Source organism: Mesorhizobium sp. 43Arga, assembly GCF_053714255.1.
In genome coordinates, this window is record NZ_JBSKBO010000001.1 from 963,847 (window position 1) to 982,116 (window position 18,270).

Below are 18,270 nucleotides of genomic sequence, written 5' to 3' on the forward strand. Positions count from 1 at the left end.
CCAGTCTAGATCTTGATGTCTGTTTTTATGGTTGTCTCGTCACCGGTCATCGACCTGGCGGCCTTGCGCTGCAGTTCCTGGACGAGCGAGGTGGACAGACGGGCCTGCTGATCGATCTCGGTCTTTTCCGGTCCGTTCGAAACCGGGCCGATCGGCACCTTGCGCTTGCCGTCCATATAGTGGTCGGCAACCAGCGATTTGGCGATGCCGATGCCGCCGCGCTCGGCCATGACGTCGGCAACGCGTTCGGCGAGCTGCGACTTCCACATGTCGCCGGCCAGACCCGTGCCGTAGACGCCCTCCGTGTCCTTGGGCAGCATGTTCTGGATGAAGGTCTGCAGGACCATTGCCTCGAACTTCTTGAATTTCTTGGCCGGATCGGCCGTCGCCGCCGCCTTGTCAGCCGTGGCGCGCGACAGAATCGAGCCGGCGTCAACGGACGCCGCGGTATCCAGCGAACCGGGGGTGTCGACCGAAAAGGCCCCGGCAGCGCCACCCGCGCGCTTGGTCAGCGCGGCACGGGCAGCCTCGATATCCATCGGATCGGCAGCTCGGGCAACATCCATAACGATGTCGCTGGGTGGAGAAATCGCCAAGAAAGTCCGCCTTTTATCGGGTTTCCTTAGCCAGACCATGCCTCAACAAGCTTGTGGCAGGCTTGCGCGCGGGGGAGGGAGGCGGAATGTGGGGATTAAGCGGCTGCTTCGGGCTCTCGCCGTCCTTTCGGCGGCAGGCGGATGGCCGGAGTGCCATGCCAACGCCGAAAGTCGACCCGCTGCCTCTACAGCTCTTGACGGGAATTGGTGTGCCTGTTTGAGAACGGGGGGAGACATTTGCTGCATGGGAGACGGGCAAGCGGTGGGCAAACAGTGAAGCGCGTTCTTCGAATGCTTGCCGCGGTGATCGTGGCGTCCGGCCTGGCCGGGTGCACCAGCATTTCCTACTACGCGCAGTCGGTGGAGGGCCACGTGCAGATCATGGCCGCGCGGAAAAATGTCGGAAGGCTCATCCGCGATCCCTCGACGCCCGAGGCATTGCGCGCCAAATTGACGTCGGCCAGCGCCATACGCCGCTTTGCCACGGAAGAACTGGCGCTGCCCGACAACAGCAGCTATCGCAGCTATGTCGACATCGGTCGGGCCGATGTGACCCTTGCCGTTTTTGCCGCGCCGAAATTCTCGCTTACGCCAATAACCTGGTGCTTTCCGGTCTTCGGCTGCGTTCCTTACCGGGGTTATTTTTCCCAGAAATCAGCGGCTGAAAGCGCCGCCGAACTGCAGCGACAAGGACTGGACGTCTATGTGTCAGGCGTCACCGCCTATTCCACGCTGGGCTGGTTCAGCGACCCGCTGCTCAGCACCATGCTGCGTCAGGACGACACCTATATCGCCAGCCTTATCTTTCATGAACTGGCGCATCAGAAAATCTATGTGAACAACGACTCCGCGTTCAACGAGGCCTTCGCCGTCGCCGTCGAAACCAGCGGTGTGAGGAAATGGCTCCGCGCCACTGGCGATCGCGCCGGATTGCGGCGCTACGAGACGAACCGCAAGCGCCAGGCGGATTTTCTCGGACTGATAGCGAAAACACGGGATGAGTTGCGGCAGGACTATGGAAGTCCCCGCGTCCCTGACCAGATGGCGGCTGCCAAAGCAGCCACGATCGACAGGCTGCGGATACGCTACCGGCAGATGCGCGACAGGCGCTGGGCCGGATACCGGGGATACGATGCCTGGTTCGATGCCCCGATCAACAATGCAAAGCTCGCCGCGACTGCCGTCTACGGCGAACAGGTCCCGGCGTTTCTTCATCTGTTCGATTTGTGTTCCGGCGATTATCCAAGGTTCTACGCTTCTGTTCGCCGGATCGCGGAATTGCACGAACCTTTCCGTGCCGAAGCGCTGAAGGCCGCGAATACGTGCAATTGACTTGAACAGGCTCGGGACCTAGCTGCCTGGCATCGCGTTGCTCGCCGACAGTAACGATCCGATGTCTGCGTCGAGCGCGAAACGCTCGCAGCGCTCGCCGTCGGACTCATCGATGAAGCTCTCGATATGTTTGAAGCCGAGCTTCGCCAATATTCGCAGCGACGCGAAATTGCGCGCCGCCGCCTCGGCGCTCACCCGTTCAAGCGCCAGGGTTTCGAAGGCGTAGCGAAGGACTTCGCGCGCCGCCTCGCTGCCCAGTCCGTGCCCCCAATGCGCCCGCGCCAGCACAAATCCCAATGCGGCTGCCTTGGCGCCGGTCGCGTCGAAGGACAGGGTTATCGTCCCGATCGCGTTCGACACTCCCGCCTGGTCCATGGACCACTGGATCGCTTTGCCGTCGGCGAACCGCTGACGCGAGCGGGCGAGCCATCGCTCGCCCGCTCCTATGTCGTCGGGAACGGGATCTCCGGCAAGGGAGGCGGATTCGATATCCGTCGCGCGCGCAAACCATGCCGGGATATCTTGTTCGCTTGGCGCCCGCAGCACCAGCCTCTGTGTCGTGAGCTTGGGAAATCGGACTGCTTCCATGGAGGCATTTTCGACCCGAGGCGGCGCCAATGCAACGGCGCCGGCGGGCTGCGTCCACTACCTGCCAATGACGCCCCTTGCGCCCGCAACGAACCATTCATCAGCCCGTGAGGCGCCCACGAAACAAGGCGGTGCCGTCCGTCAGGCGCGACCTGGAGATATCCCGGAATCCAGCCTCGGTCATCCACGCGCGATACTGACCTTCAGTGTACGATTCGCCATGGCGATAGAGGTTCAGGAAGGTGAGATTGAGAAAGACACCCTCGGACGGGCCGAGACGGTCGTCATCGACGACACCCCACCCGGCAATTGCGATCTCGCCACCCGGCGTGAGGCAACGCGCAGCGTTCAGGATCGCACTGCGTGCCTGGTCCGGCGGAAGGACCTGGACGACGGCCTTAAGGATCGCCAGATCATGCCGACCGATCGACGGCGCGACGGTTATGTCTCCCTCTTCGACAACCACGTCGTCGGCACTGTATTCCGACAGGATGGCTGGCGCGACTGCTGCCACCGTCGGGAGTTCCATCAGCGTCGCCGCAATCTGCGGCCGCCGCTCGCGAAGCCCGACGAGAATGGTCCCTGAGCCCCCGCCGATGTCGATCACCGAACCGATGGCGGAGAGGTCGATCTCCTGGGCCAGATGTCGGCCGAAAATCACCCCGCCCGGTGCGAGCATGCGGCTGAAGGCTGCCGCGGCCTCGGGTCCCGCTTCGGAAAAGTCGTGCAGCGCGGCCGGCCGGTTCTGGCGCAGCGACTCTGCCGTCAGCAGGTCGGCTCCCCAGAGCTCGCGCAGGAGCGCATGATCGCCACCGCGATAGGTCGGCTGGGACGCGTCGAGGAAGGCCGACGCTTCGGCTCCGTTGCGAAACTGACCGTCCTTGACTTCGAGGAGATCGATGCTGGCGAGCGCGTAGAGGAGCCGCGACAGGCGATCGGGCTCGACCTTGAGCGCGGCCGCAAGGCTGTCAGCCGTCGCAGCATCGCCACCGAGCCGGGTGAAGATGCCAAGGTCTAGCCCGGCTCGAAGCGCCAAGGCGGGGGGCACAGCTGCGATCAGTCTGTCGATCCGGTCAGAATCCACCATGTCGCGTCCCTTCCGCCATCAAGGCCGACTTTGAGGCAGCCCCCAAAAAGATTAGAGCTTCCGTTCTCCGGAAAGTGAAGACGAAATCATTGTTTCGGACGACCGACATGGGGCGTAAAGCTGCCGTTCGCGTCGTGCAGGACGGGCGCCGCAACGGGCCATAACCAATTCCCGCAGCTACTCCTCGTTCCGCTTCTGCGCGATCAGATCCAGTCGTTCGCGGTCGGAGCGTTCGCGCTCGTCGCGGTTGCGCACGTCCTTGTAGGCGCGCTCGACCATGTTGGTGCGGGCGTTTGCCGTGGCGATGAGGCCGGCCTCTTGTTTCGCGCTTTCCAGGCTTTCCTCCTGGCGCACCACCGCCTGGGCGATGCGGCGATGATAGAGATCGGGGAACAGGCCGGAGAGCGAATTGTCCTGGTTGAAATGGCCGAGCAATTCCCTGGCCTCGGCTTCCGCCGCGTTTGCGGCGGCCAGGAAGGTGGCGTGGCGGGTCTCGTGCAGCGCCTTCAGCTGTTCCTGCACCTTGACCAGTTTCTTCAGGCGGTCCTTGCGCGTGCTCATCTCACCTCGCCAGAGTCAGGTTGACGAAGCCGTCGACGAACAGCGACAGCATGGTGCCGATGGCGAAATAGAAGATGATCATGCCGCCGGCGATGACGAAGGGCTGGGAAATGAAATAGATCGGGATCTGCGGGGTCAGCTTGTTGACGAAGCCGATCGTCAGATTGACCAGAATGGCATAGGCAACGAACGGGCTGCCGAGGCGGATGACCAGGAAGAAGGTGTCCGACACGGTGTCGGTGATGTCGACCAGCGCCGCCTGCGGGTTGAAGAAGACGTTGACCGGCGCGACCGTGTAGGACGCCACCAAAGCGCGGACAATCTCGTGGTCGAAGTCGAAGACGAATAGCATCAGCAGCGCCGAGAACGAGATGATGGCGGCAAGGGCTGCCTGCGGTTCCGGTTCCTCGATCGCCGGCCCGCCCGAGCCGCCATAGCCGATCAGCATGGCGATGGCCGAGCCCATGAAGCGCAGCGCTTCCATGTAGAGCCTGGTCATGGCGCCGATCAGCCCGCCGATCAGCAGCTCCGAGATGATCATCGGCACCAGGATCTGGGGGCGCGGGTCGACGAAGGGAATGATGCGGTCCCACAGGAAGGCGAGCAGGCCGCCGGTGGCGGCCACCGCCACGAACAGCCTGACCTGCACCGGCACGCGGGCGCTGGACAGGCCCGGCATCAGCATGAAGCAGGCGCCGATGCGGCAGAAGGCGAGGAACGCCGCGATGACGACGCTCTGCGAGAGAACGCTCACGATATGGTCCCGAGCACCCTGATCTCGACGCCCTTGGCGATTTCGACATGGGAGAGCACCGGCAGCGTGGTGAACAGGCGCTCGATGATCATGCGTACATAGGGGCGGGCGTCGGGCGCGGTGACGAGAACGAAGCGCTCGCCGGCTTCGAGGAATTTCTTGATCGCCTTGGTGGCGTCCTGGCCGAATTCCTCGAGCTGGCGCGGATCGATGTCGAACTCGCGCACCTCGCCCTTGGCGTCGCGCTTGAGACTTTGATGGAAGGCGAGGTCCCAGCGGTTGCCGAGGCGCAGCACCTTGAGCACGCCACCTTCCGAGAGGTCGCCGCAGATCTGCTGGGCCATGCGGATGCGGACATGCTCGACGATCTGCTCGGTGCGGCGCACATGCGGCGCGATCTCGGCGATGGCCTCAATGATCAGGTGCAGATTGCGGATAGAGACGCGCTCGGCGAGCAGCAGCTTCAGCACCGCCTGCAGGCCGGGATAGGAGATGTGCGTGGTGCAGATCTCGTCGGCGAGCTTGCGGTATTCCTGGTCTTGGCGTTCGAGCAGCGCCTTCATGTCCTTGTAGGACAGGAGCTGCGGCAGGTTGTTGCGGATGACTTCCGAGAGATGGGTGAGCAGCACCGACATGTTGTCGGCGAAGGTGTAGTTCTCGCGCTTCAGATCCTCCGCGAAGGTTTCCATGACGGAATAGGCGCGCATGCCGAAGGCCGGCTCGCGGATCTCCTCGCCCGGAATTTCGGGCACGTCGCGGCTGCCGAGCAGCACCATGATCTCGCCGACACGCATCGAATATTCGGCGACCACCGTGCCATGCACCTTGATCTGGTAGCTTTTCGGCGGGATGGCGAAATCATCGGCGACACGCACTTCCGGCACGACGAAACCGTATTGCTGCGCGAATTTCTTGCGCATCTTGCCCATGCGGAAGACCAGCTCCTGATGCGACACCAGCAGCCGGGTCGACAGCTGCTTGCCGATCAGCAGTTCGATTTCGGCGGTGGCGAGCGAGGCCTTGACCGAGTTCTTTTCTTCCTCGGCCCTGGTCGCCTTTTCCTGCGTCTTCAACGCCTCGGCCTCGGCGAGCACGCGATTGGCGCGCATCGGGATGACGTAGCCGAGGCCGGCCATGCCGCCAGCCAACGCGAAGAATGGGAAAAGCGGCAGGCCGGGCATCAGGCCGAGCAACACCAGCAACGCCGCCGCCACGTAGAGTGCGCGTGGATGGGCGCCGAGCTGGCCGAACACGGCCTGGTTGGTCGAGCCGCGGGTGCCGCCCTTGGAAACCAGCAGGCCGGCGGCGAGCGAGACGATCAGCGCAGGGATCTGGGTGACGAGACCGTCGCCGACCGACAGCTTGATGAACACGTCGGCGGCCTCGCCCATGCCCATGCCATGCCTGATATAGCCAATGGCGATGCCGCCGACGATGTTGATGGCGGTGATGATGAGGCCGGCGATGGCGTCGCCGCGAACAAATTTCGAGGCGCCGTCCATCGAGCCGAAGAAGGAGCTTTCTTCTTCCAGTTCGCGGCGGCGCAATTGGGCGGTCTTGTCGTCGATCATGCCGGCGGAGAGGTCGGCGTCGATCGACATCTGCTTGCCGGGAATGGCGTCGAGGGTGAACCGGGCGCCGACTTCGGCGATACGCGTGGCGCCCTTGGTGATGACGATGAAGTTCACCACGATCAGGATCATGAAAACGATGAGGCCGATGACGAAGTCGCTGGCCATCACCAGCTTGGAGAAGCCGGCGATGACATAGCCTGCGGCGTGCGTGCCCTCATTGCCATGCGACAGGATCATGCGCGTGGTGGCGATGTTGAGGGACAGCCTGAGCATCGTGGCGATGAGCAGCACGGTCGGAAACGAGGAGAAATCGAGCGGCCGCTGGATCCACAGCGCCACCATCAGGATCAGCACCGAAAGCGCGATCGAGAAGGCGAGGCCGATGTCGATGAGGAAGGCCGGGATCGGCAGGAACAGCACGGCCAGGATGATGACGATGCCGAGCGCGAAGAAGATGTCGCGGCCGTTCTTGGCCACCGCGCCGGGCTGGATGCTTTCGCTGATCGCCATATAAGTCCTCGAACCATAGACTGCCGCGCATAGGACAGCCCGGCGAGGGTAGCTGGCCAAGCTTGCGCGAGGGTGGGAGAGTGGCTAGATCGACGATCCCATCAGAAGGAACACCATGCTTCTCATCATCGGCACGATCCGCTTGCCTGCCGGAAAGCTGGAGGAAGCAAGGCCGGTGATGGAGCGCATGATCTCGGGCAGCCGCGCCGAGGATGGCTGCCTCGAATATTCCTATGCGCTTGACGTGCTCGATGACGGACTGATCCGGGTCATCGAGGTGTGGCGCGACAGGGCGGCCCTTGATGCGCATTTCCGCTCGCCGCACATCGCCGAGTGGCGCGCGAACTGGCCGGCGCTTGGCATCGGCGAGCGCAATCTCGTGCTCTATGAAGCCGGTGAGCCCACACCGGCCTGATCGGTTGCGGCTTCGGGCTGCCGAGCTGCTCCGGTGCCCTCCAGAAACCACAGCGAAATCCACACCCGCCGACTTGGCGCCGTGCTCATCAGATCGATCCCGCCGCGCTCCGAAGACTAGAACACCTAGCAGGCGTTGACCTGTCTGCAGGACCAACCGCCACCATCGGTATCGTGGCAATCTTCGTAGCTGCCGTAACACATGTTCGTTGAATTACGGTACCAGGGATATCCGCCAGGACAGCAGACGTCCTGCTGCGCAAGCTGAAGAAATCCTTCTGTCGGCCGGCTCTGTCTTTCCGTATTGCCGCCGGGCAAAAGAGACATGGAGTATGAAATATCCTGCTTAACCGGCATATCCATGCTTGAGTGGCTCATTGCAGACGAGCTCAAAAAAAGCGTGCAAGCCACTAACGAAATAAACCCCCGCGCACTCATGTTCTCCTCCTTGAGGAAATAGAGACGGACCAAATACCACTTTTCGGGCGTTGGGTCGATTTCGCAGGCTAACGGGAGGAGGGTATCGCTGCGAATCCGGTGTCGGATTTTCAGATGACCGACCGACTTGTGCCTTTGGGCTCGGGGATTGATCAAAAGAAGCGTCTAGACCGTTCGAAAACGATCCACGCAGTGGGGAGCCGGCATCGCGGTTGCCATGCAGTATCGCTGGGCGTATCAGCCTTCCACGTTCCCTTGATATCGGCGAGCCGCCCGAGTGCTTTCCAGAAACCAGCCACAAGTCTATGCCCGCCGGCTGCGCGCGGTGCTGCTACGGTCAATTCCGCTGCTCGAGGCGCGCGGCATCGCCGTGGTCATGCTGGCTGGCGGCGTCGGCGTCATGGCGGGCATTCTGGTCACGGCGATGAGCCAGATCGTGCAGGATCTGCACGGGCTGTTGTTCGGCGTTCAACCCGGCGGCCGGCTTTCCGGCATGTTCTCGCTCGCCAATCCCATGCAGGCGCTGATCCCGGCGGTCGGCGGCGCCCTGCTCGGGCTGACGGTGATCTGGCTGCGGCTGCGGAAATTCCGCACTCCGGTCGATCCAATCGAGGCCAACGCGCTCTATGGCGGGCGCATGTCGCTGACCGATACGTTCATCATCGCCGGCCAGACCATGATCTCCAGTGGCTTCGGCGCCTCGGTCGGCCTGGAAGCCGGCTACACGCAGGTCGGATCCGGCTTGGCATCGCGGCTGGCGCGCATCTTCCGGCTGCGCCGCAACGATGTCCGCGTCCTGGTCGGCTGCGGTGCGGCCGGCGCCATCGCCGCCGCTTTCGACGCGCCGCTGACCGGCGCCTTCTACGGTTTCGAACTGGTCATCGGCATTTACTCGGTCGCCAATGTCGCGCCGGTCATGACGGCCGCGATCTCAGCTTCGCTGACGGCGGAAATGTTCGGCGGCGTGCCGTTCCCGTTGGAGCTTTCGGGGCTGCCGCAACTGACCCCCAGCCAGTATGTGCCGTTTCTCTTGCTCGGGCTGCTGGGTGGCGCGGCCTCGATCGCTATCATGCAGTTGGTGACGCTGATCGAACGCGGTTTCAACAGGCTGTCGGTCGATGCCTCGCTGCGCCCCGTCATCGGCGGAGTCATCGTCGGCCTGCTAGGGCTGATCACGCCGCAGGTGCTGTCCAGCGGCCATGGCGCGCTGCACCGCGAATTCGCCATGAACTATGGGCTGACCGTGGTGGCCAGCGTCTTCGTGCTGAAGCTGGCGGCGTCAGCCATCTCGCTGGGCTCGGGCTTTCGGGGCGGCCTGTTCTTTGCCTCGCTGTTCCTCGGTGCGCTGCTTGGCAAGGCATTCGCCGGCGTGATGGCGCTGGTTTCGCCGGCGACCGGCATCGACCCTTCGGTTGCCGCTGTCGTCGGCATGACCTCGCTTGCCGTCGGTGTCGTCGGCGGCCCGCTGACGATGACCTTCCTGGCGCTGGAATCGACCCGAGACCTGACACTCACCGGCGTCGTGCTGGCCGCCTCGATCATGGCGGCGATCCTGGTGCGCGAAACCTTCGGCTATTCGTTCTCGACATGGCGCTTCCATCTGCGCGGCGAGACGATCCGCAGCGCCCACGATGTCGGCTGGATGCGCAGCCTGACCGTCGGCTCGATGATGCGCAAGGACATCAAGACCATCGATGCCTCGACGACGCTGGCCGACTTCCGCAAGCAGATCCCGCTCGGTTCGGCCCAGCGCGTCATCGCCGTCGACCCCGGCGATCAGTATGTCGGCGTGCTGATCGTGGCCGAACTGCACAGCGATCCCGCCGGCGGCGAGCTGCCGGTGCGCGATCTCGCCCAGTACAAGGATGCCGTCCTGGTGCCCAGCATGAACGTGCAGGCCGCCGCCGAGACATTCCAGCGCGCCGGCGCCGAGGAACTGGCGGTCGTCGAGGATTTCACCGACCACATCGTGCTCGGCCTGCTGACCGAGGGCCACCTGATGCGGCGCTATGCCGAGGAACTCGAAAAGGCGCGCCGGGATCTGTCGGGCGAAGGATAGGGCTTTTCCCTACGCGTCCCCTTGTTAATCGGTGGCGCGGCTTACTCACGTGCCCTCCCGACCTGCAGGCTGGACCAGCGATTGCCGCCGTGCTGGCGCCGATGTGTGGCTTGTCACCTGTACAGTGGTACTGTACATTTTGTTAAGTGCGGTGAGGAGACGGCATGCGCAAGGGGTCCGACAAGGCTTCGGTAAAGACGGGCGACGCACCGGCAGCGACGCATGCCCATCAGGTGCTCGGCATGCGCCTCAAGAGCCTTCGCCTCGCCCGCAGGCTGTCCTTGCGGGAGCTTGCGGAGGCGACCAGGACGAGCGCCAGTTTCATCAGCCAGCTCGAACGCGGCCTGACTGGGGCCAGCACCGCCTCGCTCAACCAGATGGCTTCGGCGCTCGGCGTCAGCGTCGCCATGCTGTTCGAGGAAAGCACGGCGCAAAACCACGGCGTTCTGAGGCGAAGCGAGCGGCCGAGCCTGCCGCCCAGCGATGGCTGCCGCAAGATGCTGCTGTCGCGCCCGCCGCTGAGCGACATGGAAGTCTATGTCGGGGACTTCGACATTGGCGGTTCGACCGGGCCTGATCGCTACACCCATGGCGACGCGCACGAGATGCTCGTCGTGCTGCGCGGGGTCGTCGAGGTCTCGCTCGGCGAGGCGCGCCACGTGCTCGAGGAGGGCGACAGCATCGAATACACGACCTCGACGCCGCATCGCTCAGAGAACATCGGCAGTGGCCGAGCCGAAGTGATGTGGATCATCGCGCCGCCGACCTCGGTGCGCGCCGAACTCGAACAATACACGGCCTGGAAACCGCTCGCGGCCAGGTAGGTCCTATCCAAAACGCGGGCATGAATGGGAGAGTTAGAGTGATGTTTAATTCGAGATTTGCAGGCCTTGGCGCCATCCTGGCGCTTGGCGTTGTAGCCGGCGCGGCCTTTGCACAGGAGAAGCCGGTGGCGGGCGAGGTGAAGGAAGGCTCGCTCAAGGGCAAGACCCTGACGTTCGTCTCCTATGGCGGCATCTACCAGGACGGCCAGGCGGCGGCGCTGAAGGAGTTCGTCGACAAGTCCGGTGTCAAGCTGCTCAATGACGGACCGACCGAGATCGCCAAGCTGCAGGCGCAGGTCGAGTCCGGCAATGTGGCCTGGGACGTCGTCGACACCGACGACCTGCCGCCTTACGTCTATTGCGGCAAGCTGTTCCAGAAGCTCGATCTGACGAAGCTCGACGTCTCGAAAATCCCGGAAGGCCAGGTCGGCGAATGCTCGGTGCCGGCGATGAACTACGGCGTCGTGCTGATGTACAACACCGAGAAGTACAAGGATAACCCGCCCAAGAGCTGGGCCGACTTCTTCGACACGCAAAAATTCCCCGGCGTGCGCGGGATCGACGGCTCCGGCAGCCCGACGGGCGGCCTGCTCGAACAGGCGTTCAAGGTTGCCGGCGGCGATCCGAAGGCGATGACGGTGGCCGATATCGACAAGGCCATCGACGTGGTCCGCAAGCTCGGCCCCGATACGATCTTCTGGAAGACCGGCGCTGAATCGCAGCAGCTCGCCGAATCCGGCGAGGCCGACATGCTGATGATGTGGACGGGCCGCGCCATGACCGCGGTCAAGAACGGCGCCAAATACGCGCCGGCCTGGCAGGACTGGCTGGTGGTGATGGATCAGATGACGATTCCGGTGGGCGTCAAGGACACGGACGCATCCTACGCGCTGCTCAATGCCTATCTCGGCAAGCACGCACAGGAGGTCCTGGCGGAGCAGACATCCTACACGCCGATCAACAGCGACGCGCAGCCCAAGGTCGACGCTTCCGTCTCCGCCTTCCTGACCAACACGCCTGAACGCCAGAGGCAGGGCTACAAGCAGAACTTCAAGTTCTGGGTCCCGAACTTCGCGGTGGCGCAGGAAAAGTGGTCGGCGCTGATGGCCGGCAACTGAGCGAGCGTCGGAGAGGCAGGCCGTGAGCGCGTCGGACCCGACAAACGGACCCGTTGCCCAACCCGCCGCCGAAGGGCGGCCGGGGTGGGCGTGGCGGCCGTTCGCGCTTGCGCTGCCGGCGCTGGTGCTGCTCGTCGCGGTGATCGGCTATCCGTTGTTCACCATCGTGCTGCGCAGCCTGTCGGAGCCGCAATGGGGCGTGCAGAACTATACCTGGTTCTTCGGCGCGCCGGTCAACCTCACCGTGCTCCAGCGGACCTTCGCCATCTCGGCCTGGGTCACGCTGGTGTGCATGATCGCGGCCTACCCCTACGCCTATCTGATGACCGCGGTCGGGCCGCGCGTCCGGCTGGTGCTGGTGCTTTGCGTGCTGATCCCGTTCTGGGTGAGCGGGGTGGTTCGGACTCTCTCCTGGGTGATCCTGCTGCAGGATTCGGGCGTCATAAATTCGCTGCTGCGCGCGGCCGGATTCGACGGCGTCAAGCTGATCCGAACCCAGACCGGCGTGGTGATCGGCATGGCGCAGGTGTTGTTGCCGTTCATGATCCTGCCGCTCTATTCGGTGATGAAAGGCATCGACCTCAGGCTGATGCGGGCGGCGCAAAGCCTGGGCGCCCGGCCTTCGCGCGCATTCTTCACGGTGTACCTGCCGCTGTCGCTGCCGGGCGTCTATGCCGGCGCGATCATCGTCTTCATCCTGGCGCTGGGTTTCTACATCACCCCGGCCTTGCTCGGCGGGCCTCGCTCGACCATGCTGTCGACGCTGGTGCAGACCCAGGTTCTCAGCCTGCTGCAATGGGGCAGGGGCGGCGCGATGGGCGTGGTGCTGCTCGTCGCAACCTTCGTGCTGCTGGCGCTCGCGGCGCCGGTGATGCGGTCCAGGTACCGCGAAGCGGGGCGGAGCTGATGGAGATGAAGCCGCTCACGCGCCTGCTTTTGGGCCTGGTCTGCCTGCTGGTGGCGATATGGCTGGTGGCGCCGACGCTGGTCGTCGTGCCGATGTCGTTCAACGAAAACAAATCGCTCGCCTTTCCGCCGCAAGGCTTCTCCTGGCAATGGTATCAGAATTTCGCCACCAGCCCGGAATGGTTCGCGAGTTTCCTCAATTCGCTCAAGGTCGCCTCGGTGGTGGCGGTGCTGGCCACGGTGCTTGGCACGCTTGCGGCCTTCGGCCTCGACCGCATGAAGGCCGGGCCGGCCGGCCTGCTGCGGATGCTGATGCTGACGCCTATGGTGGTGCCGGGCGTGGTGCTGGCCATTGGCATCTACGCCGTCTACCTCGACGCCCATCTCGTCGGAACGCTGACTGGCTTCGTGCTTGCCCACACCATCCTTGCGCTTCCCTTCGTGCTGATCGCGGTCTCGGCCAGCCTCGGAGTGTTCGACAGGCGCCTCGAGACGGCGGCGGCGAGCCTCGGTGCGGGGACGATGACCGCTTTCCGCACGGTGACGCTGCCGCTGATCCTGCCCGGCATCCTGTCCGGCCTGCTCTTCGCCTTCGCCACCTCCTTCGATGAGATCGTCGTGTCGCTGTTCATTACCAACCCCTATCTCAAGACCTTGCCCGTGCAGATATTCTCCTCCATCACCCGCGACGCCGACCCGACCGTTGCCGCCGTCGGCACGATCCTGCTTTTGGCCACCACGATCCTGATCGGCGGCGGCATGCTTCTTCTCGGTCGCGAGCGTAAAGGACGCCAATGAAGCCGGGACAGGAGAGCAAAGGCGCGGCGATCGATCTCGAATCGATCAGCAAGGCCTATGGCGGCTTCAAGGCGCTGGATGGCGTGTCGCTGCGCATCGAGCCCGGCGAGTTCATGACGCTGCTCGGCCCGAGCGGTTCCGGCAAGACCACGACGCTGAATGTCGTGGCCGGCTTCACCGATCTGACGAGCGGCAAGCTGCTGGTCGGCGGCAAGAACGTCGTCGGCGTGCCGGCGCATAGGCGCAACATCGGCGTCGTCTTCCAGCACTACGCGCTGTTTCCGCATATGAGCGTCGGCCGCAACGTCGCCTATCCGCTGACGCTGCGCGGCGTCGACCAGGCAGAGCGAAAGGCGCGCGTGGCAAGGGCGCTCGACATGGTCAAGATGGGCGACTTCGCGCATCGCTATCCCAGCGAACTGTCGGGCGGCCAGCAGCAGCGCGTGGCGCTGGCCCGCGCCATTGTCTTTGACCCGCCGCTGTTGCTGATGGATGAGCCGCTCGGCGCGCTCGACAAGAAGCTGCGCGAATGGCTGCAGCTCGAGATCAAGCGCATCCACCGCGAGCTCGGTACCACCTTCGTCTATGTGACGCACGACCAGGAGGAGGCGCTGGTCCTGTCGGACCGCATCGCCGTGTTCAACCGGGGGCGCATCGAGCAGGTCGGCAACGGCCGCGAACTCTATGATGAACCGGCGACGCTGTTCGTCGGCCGCTTCATCGGCGACTCCACGGTGCTGCGCGGAGAGGCGCGAAGCGACGGTGCCAGTACGGCGCTGCGCATTGCCGGCGAGACGGTGACGGCGCCGCGCCGGATCGCGGGCGAACCCCGCCCGGTCATGTTGCTGCGCCCCGAAAAGCTCGCCATCCGCCGGCCCGGCCAGGACGCGGCAGGCACCACCAACCGGCTGCCGGGGACGATCGCCGAAGCCATCTATCTCGGCTCGGGATCGAAATACGAAGTCAGGCTCGCCGACGGTTCCACGGCGATCGTGCGCTCGCCGCTGACCGGCGAAAGCTTCGAGCTTGGCGACAAGGTGGAGCTTTGCTTCGACGGTGCCGACGCCAAGCTCCTGGCCGACGACAGCGCGGCCGATACCACCCTTACCTGACTCCATCCGAAAGTCATTCCATGCAAGCCAAGCGCAACGGCGACATATCGTTCTGGTATGCGGATCTGGGAGGGGTTCCCGCGCCCCGGCCACCCTTGCCCGGCGATATCGAGGCCGATGTCGCGATCGTCGGCGCCGGCTATACCGGCCTGTGGACCGCCTACTATCTGAAGAAGGCGAGGCCCTCGCTGCGCATCGCGCTGATCGAGCGCGAGTTCGCCGGTTTCGGCGCTTCGGGCCGCAATGGCGGCTGGCTGTCGGGCGGCTTCTCCTGGTCGCGCGAAAAATATCTCAAGACCTCGACCCGGCAAGGGGTGAGCGCCATGCAGGCGGCCATGGCGGGCTGCGTCGACGAGGTGATCCGGGTAGCGAGCGCGGAAGGCATCGATGCCGATATCCGCCGCGTTGACAATCTGACGGTGGCCACCAACCCCGCACAGCTCGAACGTGCGCGCGAGGAATGCGAAACGATCCGCGACTGGGATGTCGATCCGGACCGCGTCGAAATGCTGGATCAAGCGGCGACGCGGGCGCGCATCAACATCCGCAATGTCATGGGCGGCTTCGTCGTCCACGGCCAGGCGCGGGTGCAGCCGGCCAAGCTGGTGCGCGGGCTTGCCGCCGCCGTCGAGCGCCTGGGCGTGGCGATCTATGAACAGACGACAGTGAGGGCGATCGCCAAGGGCAGCGTGGCGACGAACCGCGGCACGGTGCGGGCGGAAACCATCATCCGCGCGACAGAGGGGTTCACATCAGGCATTCCCGGCGAGGAGCGGACCTGGCTGGCGCTCAACAGCGCGCAGATCGTCACCGAGCCGCTGTCCGAGGAGCTCTGGCGCCAGATCGGCTGGGAAGGCCATGAGCTTCTCGGCAACGCCGCCCACGCCTATTGCTATGCGCAGCGCACGCGCGAGGGGCGCATCACCATGGGTGGGCGCGGCGTGCCCTATCGCTATGGCTCGCGCACCGACGTCAACGGGCAGACGCAGCAAGCCACGATCGACCAGCTGCATCAGATCCTGACGACGCTGCTGCCGCAGACGGCGAACTGCCGCATCGAGCACGCCTGGTGCGGTGTGCTCGGCGTGCCGCGCGACTGGTGCACGACCGTTGGCCTTGATCCCGCGACGCGCATCGGCTGGGCTGGCGGCTATGTCGGGCTTGGGGTATCGAGCTCCAATCTTTCGGGGCGCACGCTGGCCGACCTGATCCTCGGCCGGGAGACGGAGCTGACGAAGCTGCCTTGGGTCAACCGCAAGGTCAGGCCATGGGAGCCGGAGCCGTTCCGCTGGCTCGGCGTGCATTCGATGTACCAGCTTTATCGCATCGCCGACGGGCGCGAAGCCGCCGGGCTTGAGCATACATCGAAACTGGCCGCGCTCGCCGACAGCATTACGGGCCACTGATTGATGGAGACCAATTTGATCGACCTTTCGACCTTCCACGATCTCGCCAAGGCCGACATCGGCGCGTTCTCACCCAAGCCCACCTCCATCGAGGGGGATCAGGTCGAGGCGGTGCGATCGCTTTTCCAATCGCCAGACGGGACCGTCGATATCGGCATCTGGGAGTGTACACCGGGCCGCTTCACCGCCGACCGCACGGGTTCGTCGGAGATCTGCCATATCATTTCGGGGCGGGTCGAGGTGAGCCGCGCCGACGGCGAGGCGCGCGAACTGGGGCCTGGCGACCTTCTCGTGCTGCCGCAGGGTTGGAAGGGCGAATGGCGCATCCGGGAAACCACGCGCAAGCTCTACATGATCCAGTCGGCCGGCTGATCGACTGATACCAGCCAGACAGCATCAGTGCTCGATCGGCCCCTTGGCCATCACGAGCGCTGTGCCGGCGGTGGTCGGACGCTCGATGACGCGACGCACGCGCGGCGGCTCGTCGCCGCTGTGCAGCGCCCGCAAGCGCTCGCCGACCATGGCGTCGGCATGGGTGATGCGGCCATTGTGGCGCACATATTCGAGCCAGGTCGGCGTGTGGTAGTGCTCGATCCATATCGAGGGATTTTCGAGATCGCGCGCCAGTGTCCAGTTGCGGGCGCCGTCGCGGCGGCGGATGCGGCCGCGCTCGGCCATGGTGGCGAGGAATTCCGCCTCGTCCTCGTGCCGAATGATGTATTCGATCATGATGGCGATCGGACCGCTGCGCGGCTTCAGGTCGAGCGCCAGATGCGGCTCCTTGAAGCGGTTGAGCGGGTCGAGGTTCAGCACCTGCTGCTGCGGCAGCGGCAGGAGAAGGCCGATGGCGCCGCCGGCCAGCATGGCGATGGCGGCGGCGATCAGCGCCGTCTCGGCGCCATGCGCATCGGCGACGACGCCCCAGATCCAGCTGCCCAGCGCGATGCCGCCGAAGGTCGCGGTCTGGTAGACCGACAGAACCCGGCCGACCACCCAGCGCGGCGTCGCCATCTGCACGGTGACATTGAAGTGCGAGAGCGCGATCACCCAGCAGGCGCCGCCCACCAGCAGGCCGAGCGAGGTCTGCCAGGCGTGATGGCTGAGCGCGGCATTGAAGGCGCAGACGGCGAAGCCGGCAAAGGCACCGCGCACCATCGTCTCGCTGGAAAGCAGCTGCCGCAGCCGCACGCTGATCAGCGCGCCGCCGACGGCGCCGATGCCGAAGGCGCCCAGCATGATGCCGTAGGTCAAGGCATCGCCCTTGACCACGTCTCGCGCGACCAGCGGCAAGAGCGCCAGCACCGCGCCGGCGCTGAAGCCGAAGGCAGCCCCCCTGACCAGCACCTTGCCGATGTTGGGCGACATGGCGACATAGCGCAGGCCGGCACCCATGGCGGCGCCCAGCGACTCGCGCGGCAAGGTCGACACCGGCACATCCGGCCTCCAGCGTGCCATCACGATGATGAGGCCGATATAGCTCACTGCGTTCGCCGCGAAGGCGGCCGCGGCGCCGGCGGCCGCGACGATGATGCCGCCGATCGCCGGACCGACGCTGCGTGTCAGGTTGAAGCCCATGGAGTTCAGCGCAACGGCCGCGGGCACCTTGTTGCGGGGAACCATGTCGCCGACGGACGCCTGCCAGGACGGACTGTTGAGCGCGGTGCCGCTGTCGATCAGGAAGGTGAAGGCAAGCAGCGTCCAGGGCGTGAGCAAATTGTAATAGGTGAACACCGTGAGGAGCACCGAAACGACCAGCATGAAGGTCTGCGCCACCAGCATCACCTTGCGCCGGTCGAAGCTGTCGGCGATGGCGCCGGCGACAAGCGCGAACAACATGATCGGCAAGGTGGTCGAGGCCTGGACCAGGGCGACCTGATAGGGCGAGGTGGCGATCGTGGTCATCATCCAGGCGGCGCCGACGCCCTGGATCAGGCCACCGAAATTGGAAACCAGACTTGCCGACCAGACGGCGCGGAAAATGCCATGCCGGAACGGCGCCAGCGCCGAAACGCCTTCGCTATCCGGTTTCTCGTCAATCATGGATGGGTTCCTGCCACGGCGTGCTGATCTTTGCGGTTTCTCCGCATCGTTTGCCGAAACTATGGCATCGAGCCGCAAAGGGCGAACGTCATGCGCGCAAGATCATGGTCCAACAAGGGGATAGAGGGGGGCCAGCTTTTGCTTGAGAGGGGC

General features: G+C 64.6%; 17 protein-coding genes. 10 read left to right on the forward strand and 7 right to left on the reverse strand.

Translation table 11 applies throughout. The features are described 5' to 3' along the window. Positions 1–5 precede the first annotated feature (5 nt). Positions 6–635, reverse strand: a complete 630-nt coding sequence (locus ACWGS8_RS04780; RefSeq protein ID WP_454579832.1) for a rod-binding protein — start codon at positions 633–635, stop codon at positions 6–8. 252 nt (positions 636–887) lie between these two features. On the opposite strand from ACWGS8_RS04780, the gene ACWGS8_RS04785 reads away from it, so the two are divergent. After that, a complete protein-coding gene (locus ACWGS8_RS04785) occupies positions 888–1,928 on the forward strand; it encodes an aminopeptidase (RefSeq protein ID WP_454580118.1) in 1,041 nt (346 codons plus the stop codon). A gap of 18 nt (positions 1,929–1,946) precedes the next feature. Here the strand turns inward: ACWGS8_RS04785 and ACWGS8_RS04790 are convergent, their stop codons facing one another. The 5 genes from ACWGS8_RS04790 to flhA form a co-directional block, all read right to left on the reverse strand. Next, positions 1,947–2,546 (reverse strand): GNAT family N-acetyltransferase, encoded by a 600-nt coding sequence (locus ACWGS8_RS04790; protein WP_454579833.1) that lies wholly within the window; start codon positions 2,544–2,546, stop codon positions 1,947–1,949. Positions 2,547–2,616: 70 nt separating this feature from the next. Then, the gene (locus ACWGS8_RS04795) at positions 2,617–3,603 is read right to left on the reverse strand and encodes a methyltransferase (RefSeq protein ID WP_454579834.1); all 987 of its coding nucleotides are present in this window, start codon (positions 3,601–3,603) and stop codon (positions 2,617–2,619) included. A 177-nt stretch (positions 3,604–3,780) separates the two neighbouring features. Then, positions 3,781–4,164 carry a hypothetical protein gene (locus ACWGS8_RS04800; RefSeq protein ID WP_454579835.1) on the reverse strand — a complete coding sequence of 128 codons (384 nt, stop codon included), beginning with the start codon at positions 4,162–4,164 and terminating at the stop codon, positions 3,781–3,783. Between the two features lies 1 nt (position 4,165). Next, positions 4,166–4,918, reverse strand: coding sequence for a flagellar biosynthetic protein FliR (gene fliR, locus ACWGS8_RS04805; RefSeq protein WP_454579836.1), 753 nt, complete (start codon positions 4,916–4,918; stop codon positions 4,166–4,168). Next, entirely contained in the window at positions 4,915–7,002 is a 2,088-nt protein-coding gene (flhA, locus tag ACWGS8_RS04810) for a flagellar biosynthesis protein FlhA (RefSeq protein WP_454579837.1), read from the reverse strand. Before flhA ends, fliR begins: the two co-directional genes overlap by 4 nt. 115 nt (positions 7,003–7,117) lie before the next feature. On the opposite strand from flhA, the gene ACWGS8_RS04815 reads away from it, so the two are divergent. The 9 genes from ACWGS8_RS04815 (at position 7,118) to ACWGS8_RS04855 (ending at position 16,449) form a co-directional block, all read left to right on the forward strand. Beyond that, positions 7,118–7,417, forward strand: coding sequence for a putative quinol monooxygenase (locus ACWGS8_RS04815; protein ID WP_454579838.1), 300 nt, complete (start codon positions 7,118–7,120; stop codon positions 7,415–7,417). Positions 7,418–8,131: 714 nt separating this feature from the next. Further along, positions 8,132–9,913 carry a chloride channel protein gene (locus tag ACWGS8_RS04820; protein ID WP_454579839.1) on the forward strand — a complete coding sequence of 594 codons (1,782 nt, stop codon included), beginning with the start codon at positions 8,132–8,134 and terminating at the stop codon, positions 9,911–9,913. 164 nt (positions 9,914–10,077) lie between these two features. After that, positions 10,078–10,737, forward strand: a complete 660-nt coding sequence (locus tag ACWGS8_RS04825; protein WP_454579840.1) for a helix-turn-helix domain-containing protein — start codon at positions 10,078–10,080, stop codon at positions 10,735–10,737. Positions 10,738–10,778: 41 nt separating this feature from the next. After that, positions 10,779–11,855, forward strand: coding sequence for an extracellular solute-binding protein (locus tag ACWGS8_RS04830; RefSeq protein ID WP_454579841.1), 1,077 nt, complete (start codon positions 10,779–10,781; stop codon positions 11,853–11,855). Between the two features lie 22 nt (positions 11,856–11,877). After that, complete coding sequence (locus ACWGS8_RS04835; protein ID WP_454579842.1) at positions 11,878–12,762, forward strand: ABC transporter permease; 885 nt, start codon at positions 11,878–11,880, stop codon at positions 12,760–12,762. Then, positions 12,762–13,559, forward strand: coding sequence for an ABC transporter permease (locus ACWGS8_RS04840; RefSeq protein WP_454579843.1), 798 nt, complete (start codon positions 12,762–12,764; stop codon positions 13,557–13,559). Before ACWGS8_RS04835 ends, ACWGS8_RS04840 begins: the two co-directional genes overlap by 1 nt. Beyond that, positions 13,556–14,671 (forward strand): ABC transporter ATP-binding protein, encoded by a 1,116-nt coding sequence (locus ACWGS8_RS04845; RefSeq protein ID WP_454579844.1) that lies wholly within the window; start codon positions 13,556–13,558, stop codon positions 14,669–14,671. Before ACWGS8_RS04840 ends, ACWGS8_RS04845 begins: the two co-directional genes overlap by 4 nt. A 20-nt stretch (positions 14,672–14,691) precedes the next feature. Then, positions 14,692–16,077 carry an NAD(P)/FAD-dependent oxidoreductase gene (locus ACWGS8_RS04850; RefSeq protein WP_454579845.1) on the forward strand — a complete coding sequence of 462 codons (1,386 nt, stop codon included), beginning with the start codon at positions 14,692–14,694 and terminating at the stop codon, positions 16,075–16,077. A 3-nt stretch (positions 16,078–16,080) separates the two neighbouring features. Beyond that, a complete protein-coding gene (locus ACWGS8_RS04855; protein ID WP_454579846.1) occupies positions 16,081–16,449 on the forward strand; it encodes a cupin domain-containing protein in 369 nt (122 codons plus the stop codon). 24 nt (positions 16,450–16,473) lie between these two features. Here the strand turns inward: ACWGS8_RS04855 and ACWGS8_RS04860 are convergent, their stop codons facing one another. Continuing rightward, entirely contained in the window at positions 16,474–18,117 is a 1,644-nt protein-coding gene (locus ACWGS8_RS04860) for an MFS transporter (RefSeq protein WP_454579847.1), read from the reverse strand. Between the last annotated feature and the right edge of the window lie 153 nt (positions 18,118–18,270).

Coding starts and splice junctions, on each gene's coding strand:
- ACWGS8_RS04780 (WP_454579832.1), bottom strand. CDS start 635: ATGGTCTGGCTAAGGAAACCCGATAAAAGGCGGACTTTCTTGGCGATT.
- ACWGS8_RS04785 (WP_454580118.1), top strand. CDS start 888: ATGCTTGCCGCGGTGATCGTGGCGTCCGGCCTGGCCGGGTGCACCAGC.
- ACWGS8_RS04795 (WP_454579834.1), bottom strand. CDS start 3,603: ATGGTGGATTCTGACCGGATCGACAGACTGATCGCAGCTGTGCCCCCC.
- ACWGS8_RS04800 (WP_454579835.1), bottom strand. CDS start 4,164: ATGAGCACGCGCAAGGACCGCCTGAAGAAACTGGTCAAGGTGCAGGAA.
- flhA (WP_454579837.1), bottom strand. CDS start 7,002: ATGGCGATCAGCGAAAGCATCCAGCCCGGCGCGGTGGCCAAGAACGGC.
- ACWGS8_RS04815 (WP_454579838.1), top strand. CDS start 7,118: ATGCTTCTCATCATCGGCACGATCCGCTTGCCTGCCGGAAAGCTGGAG.
- ACWGS8_RS04825 (WP_454579840.1), top strand. CDS start 10,078: ATGCGCAAGGGGTCCGACAAGGCTTCGGTAAAGACGGGCGACGCACCG.
- ACWGS8_RS04830 (WP_454579841.1), top strand. CDS start 10,779: ATGTTTAATTCGAGATTTGCAGGCCTTGGCGCCATCCTGGCGCTTGGC.
- ACWGS8_RS04840 (WP_454579843.1), top strand. CDS start 12,762: ATGGAGATGAAGCCGCTCACGCGCCTGCTTTTGGGCCTGGTCTGCCTG.
- ACWGS8_RS04845 (WP_454579844.1), top strand. CDS start 13,556: ATGAAGCCGGGACAGGAGAGCAAAGGCGCGGCGATCGATCTCGAATCG.
- ACWGS8_RS04850 (WP_454579845.1), top strand. CDS start 14,692: ATGCAAGCCAAGCGCAACGGCGACATATCGTTCTGGTATGCGGATCTG.
- ACWGS8_RS04855 (WP_454579846.1), top strand. CDS start 16,081: ATGGAGACCAATTTGATCGACCTTTCGACCTTCCACGATCTCGCCAAG.
- ACWGS8_RS04860 (WP_454579847.1), bottom strand. CDS start 18,117: ATGATTGACGAGAAACCGGATAGCGAAGGCGTTTCGGCGCTGGCGCCG.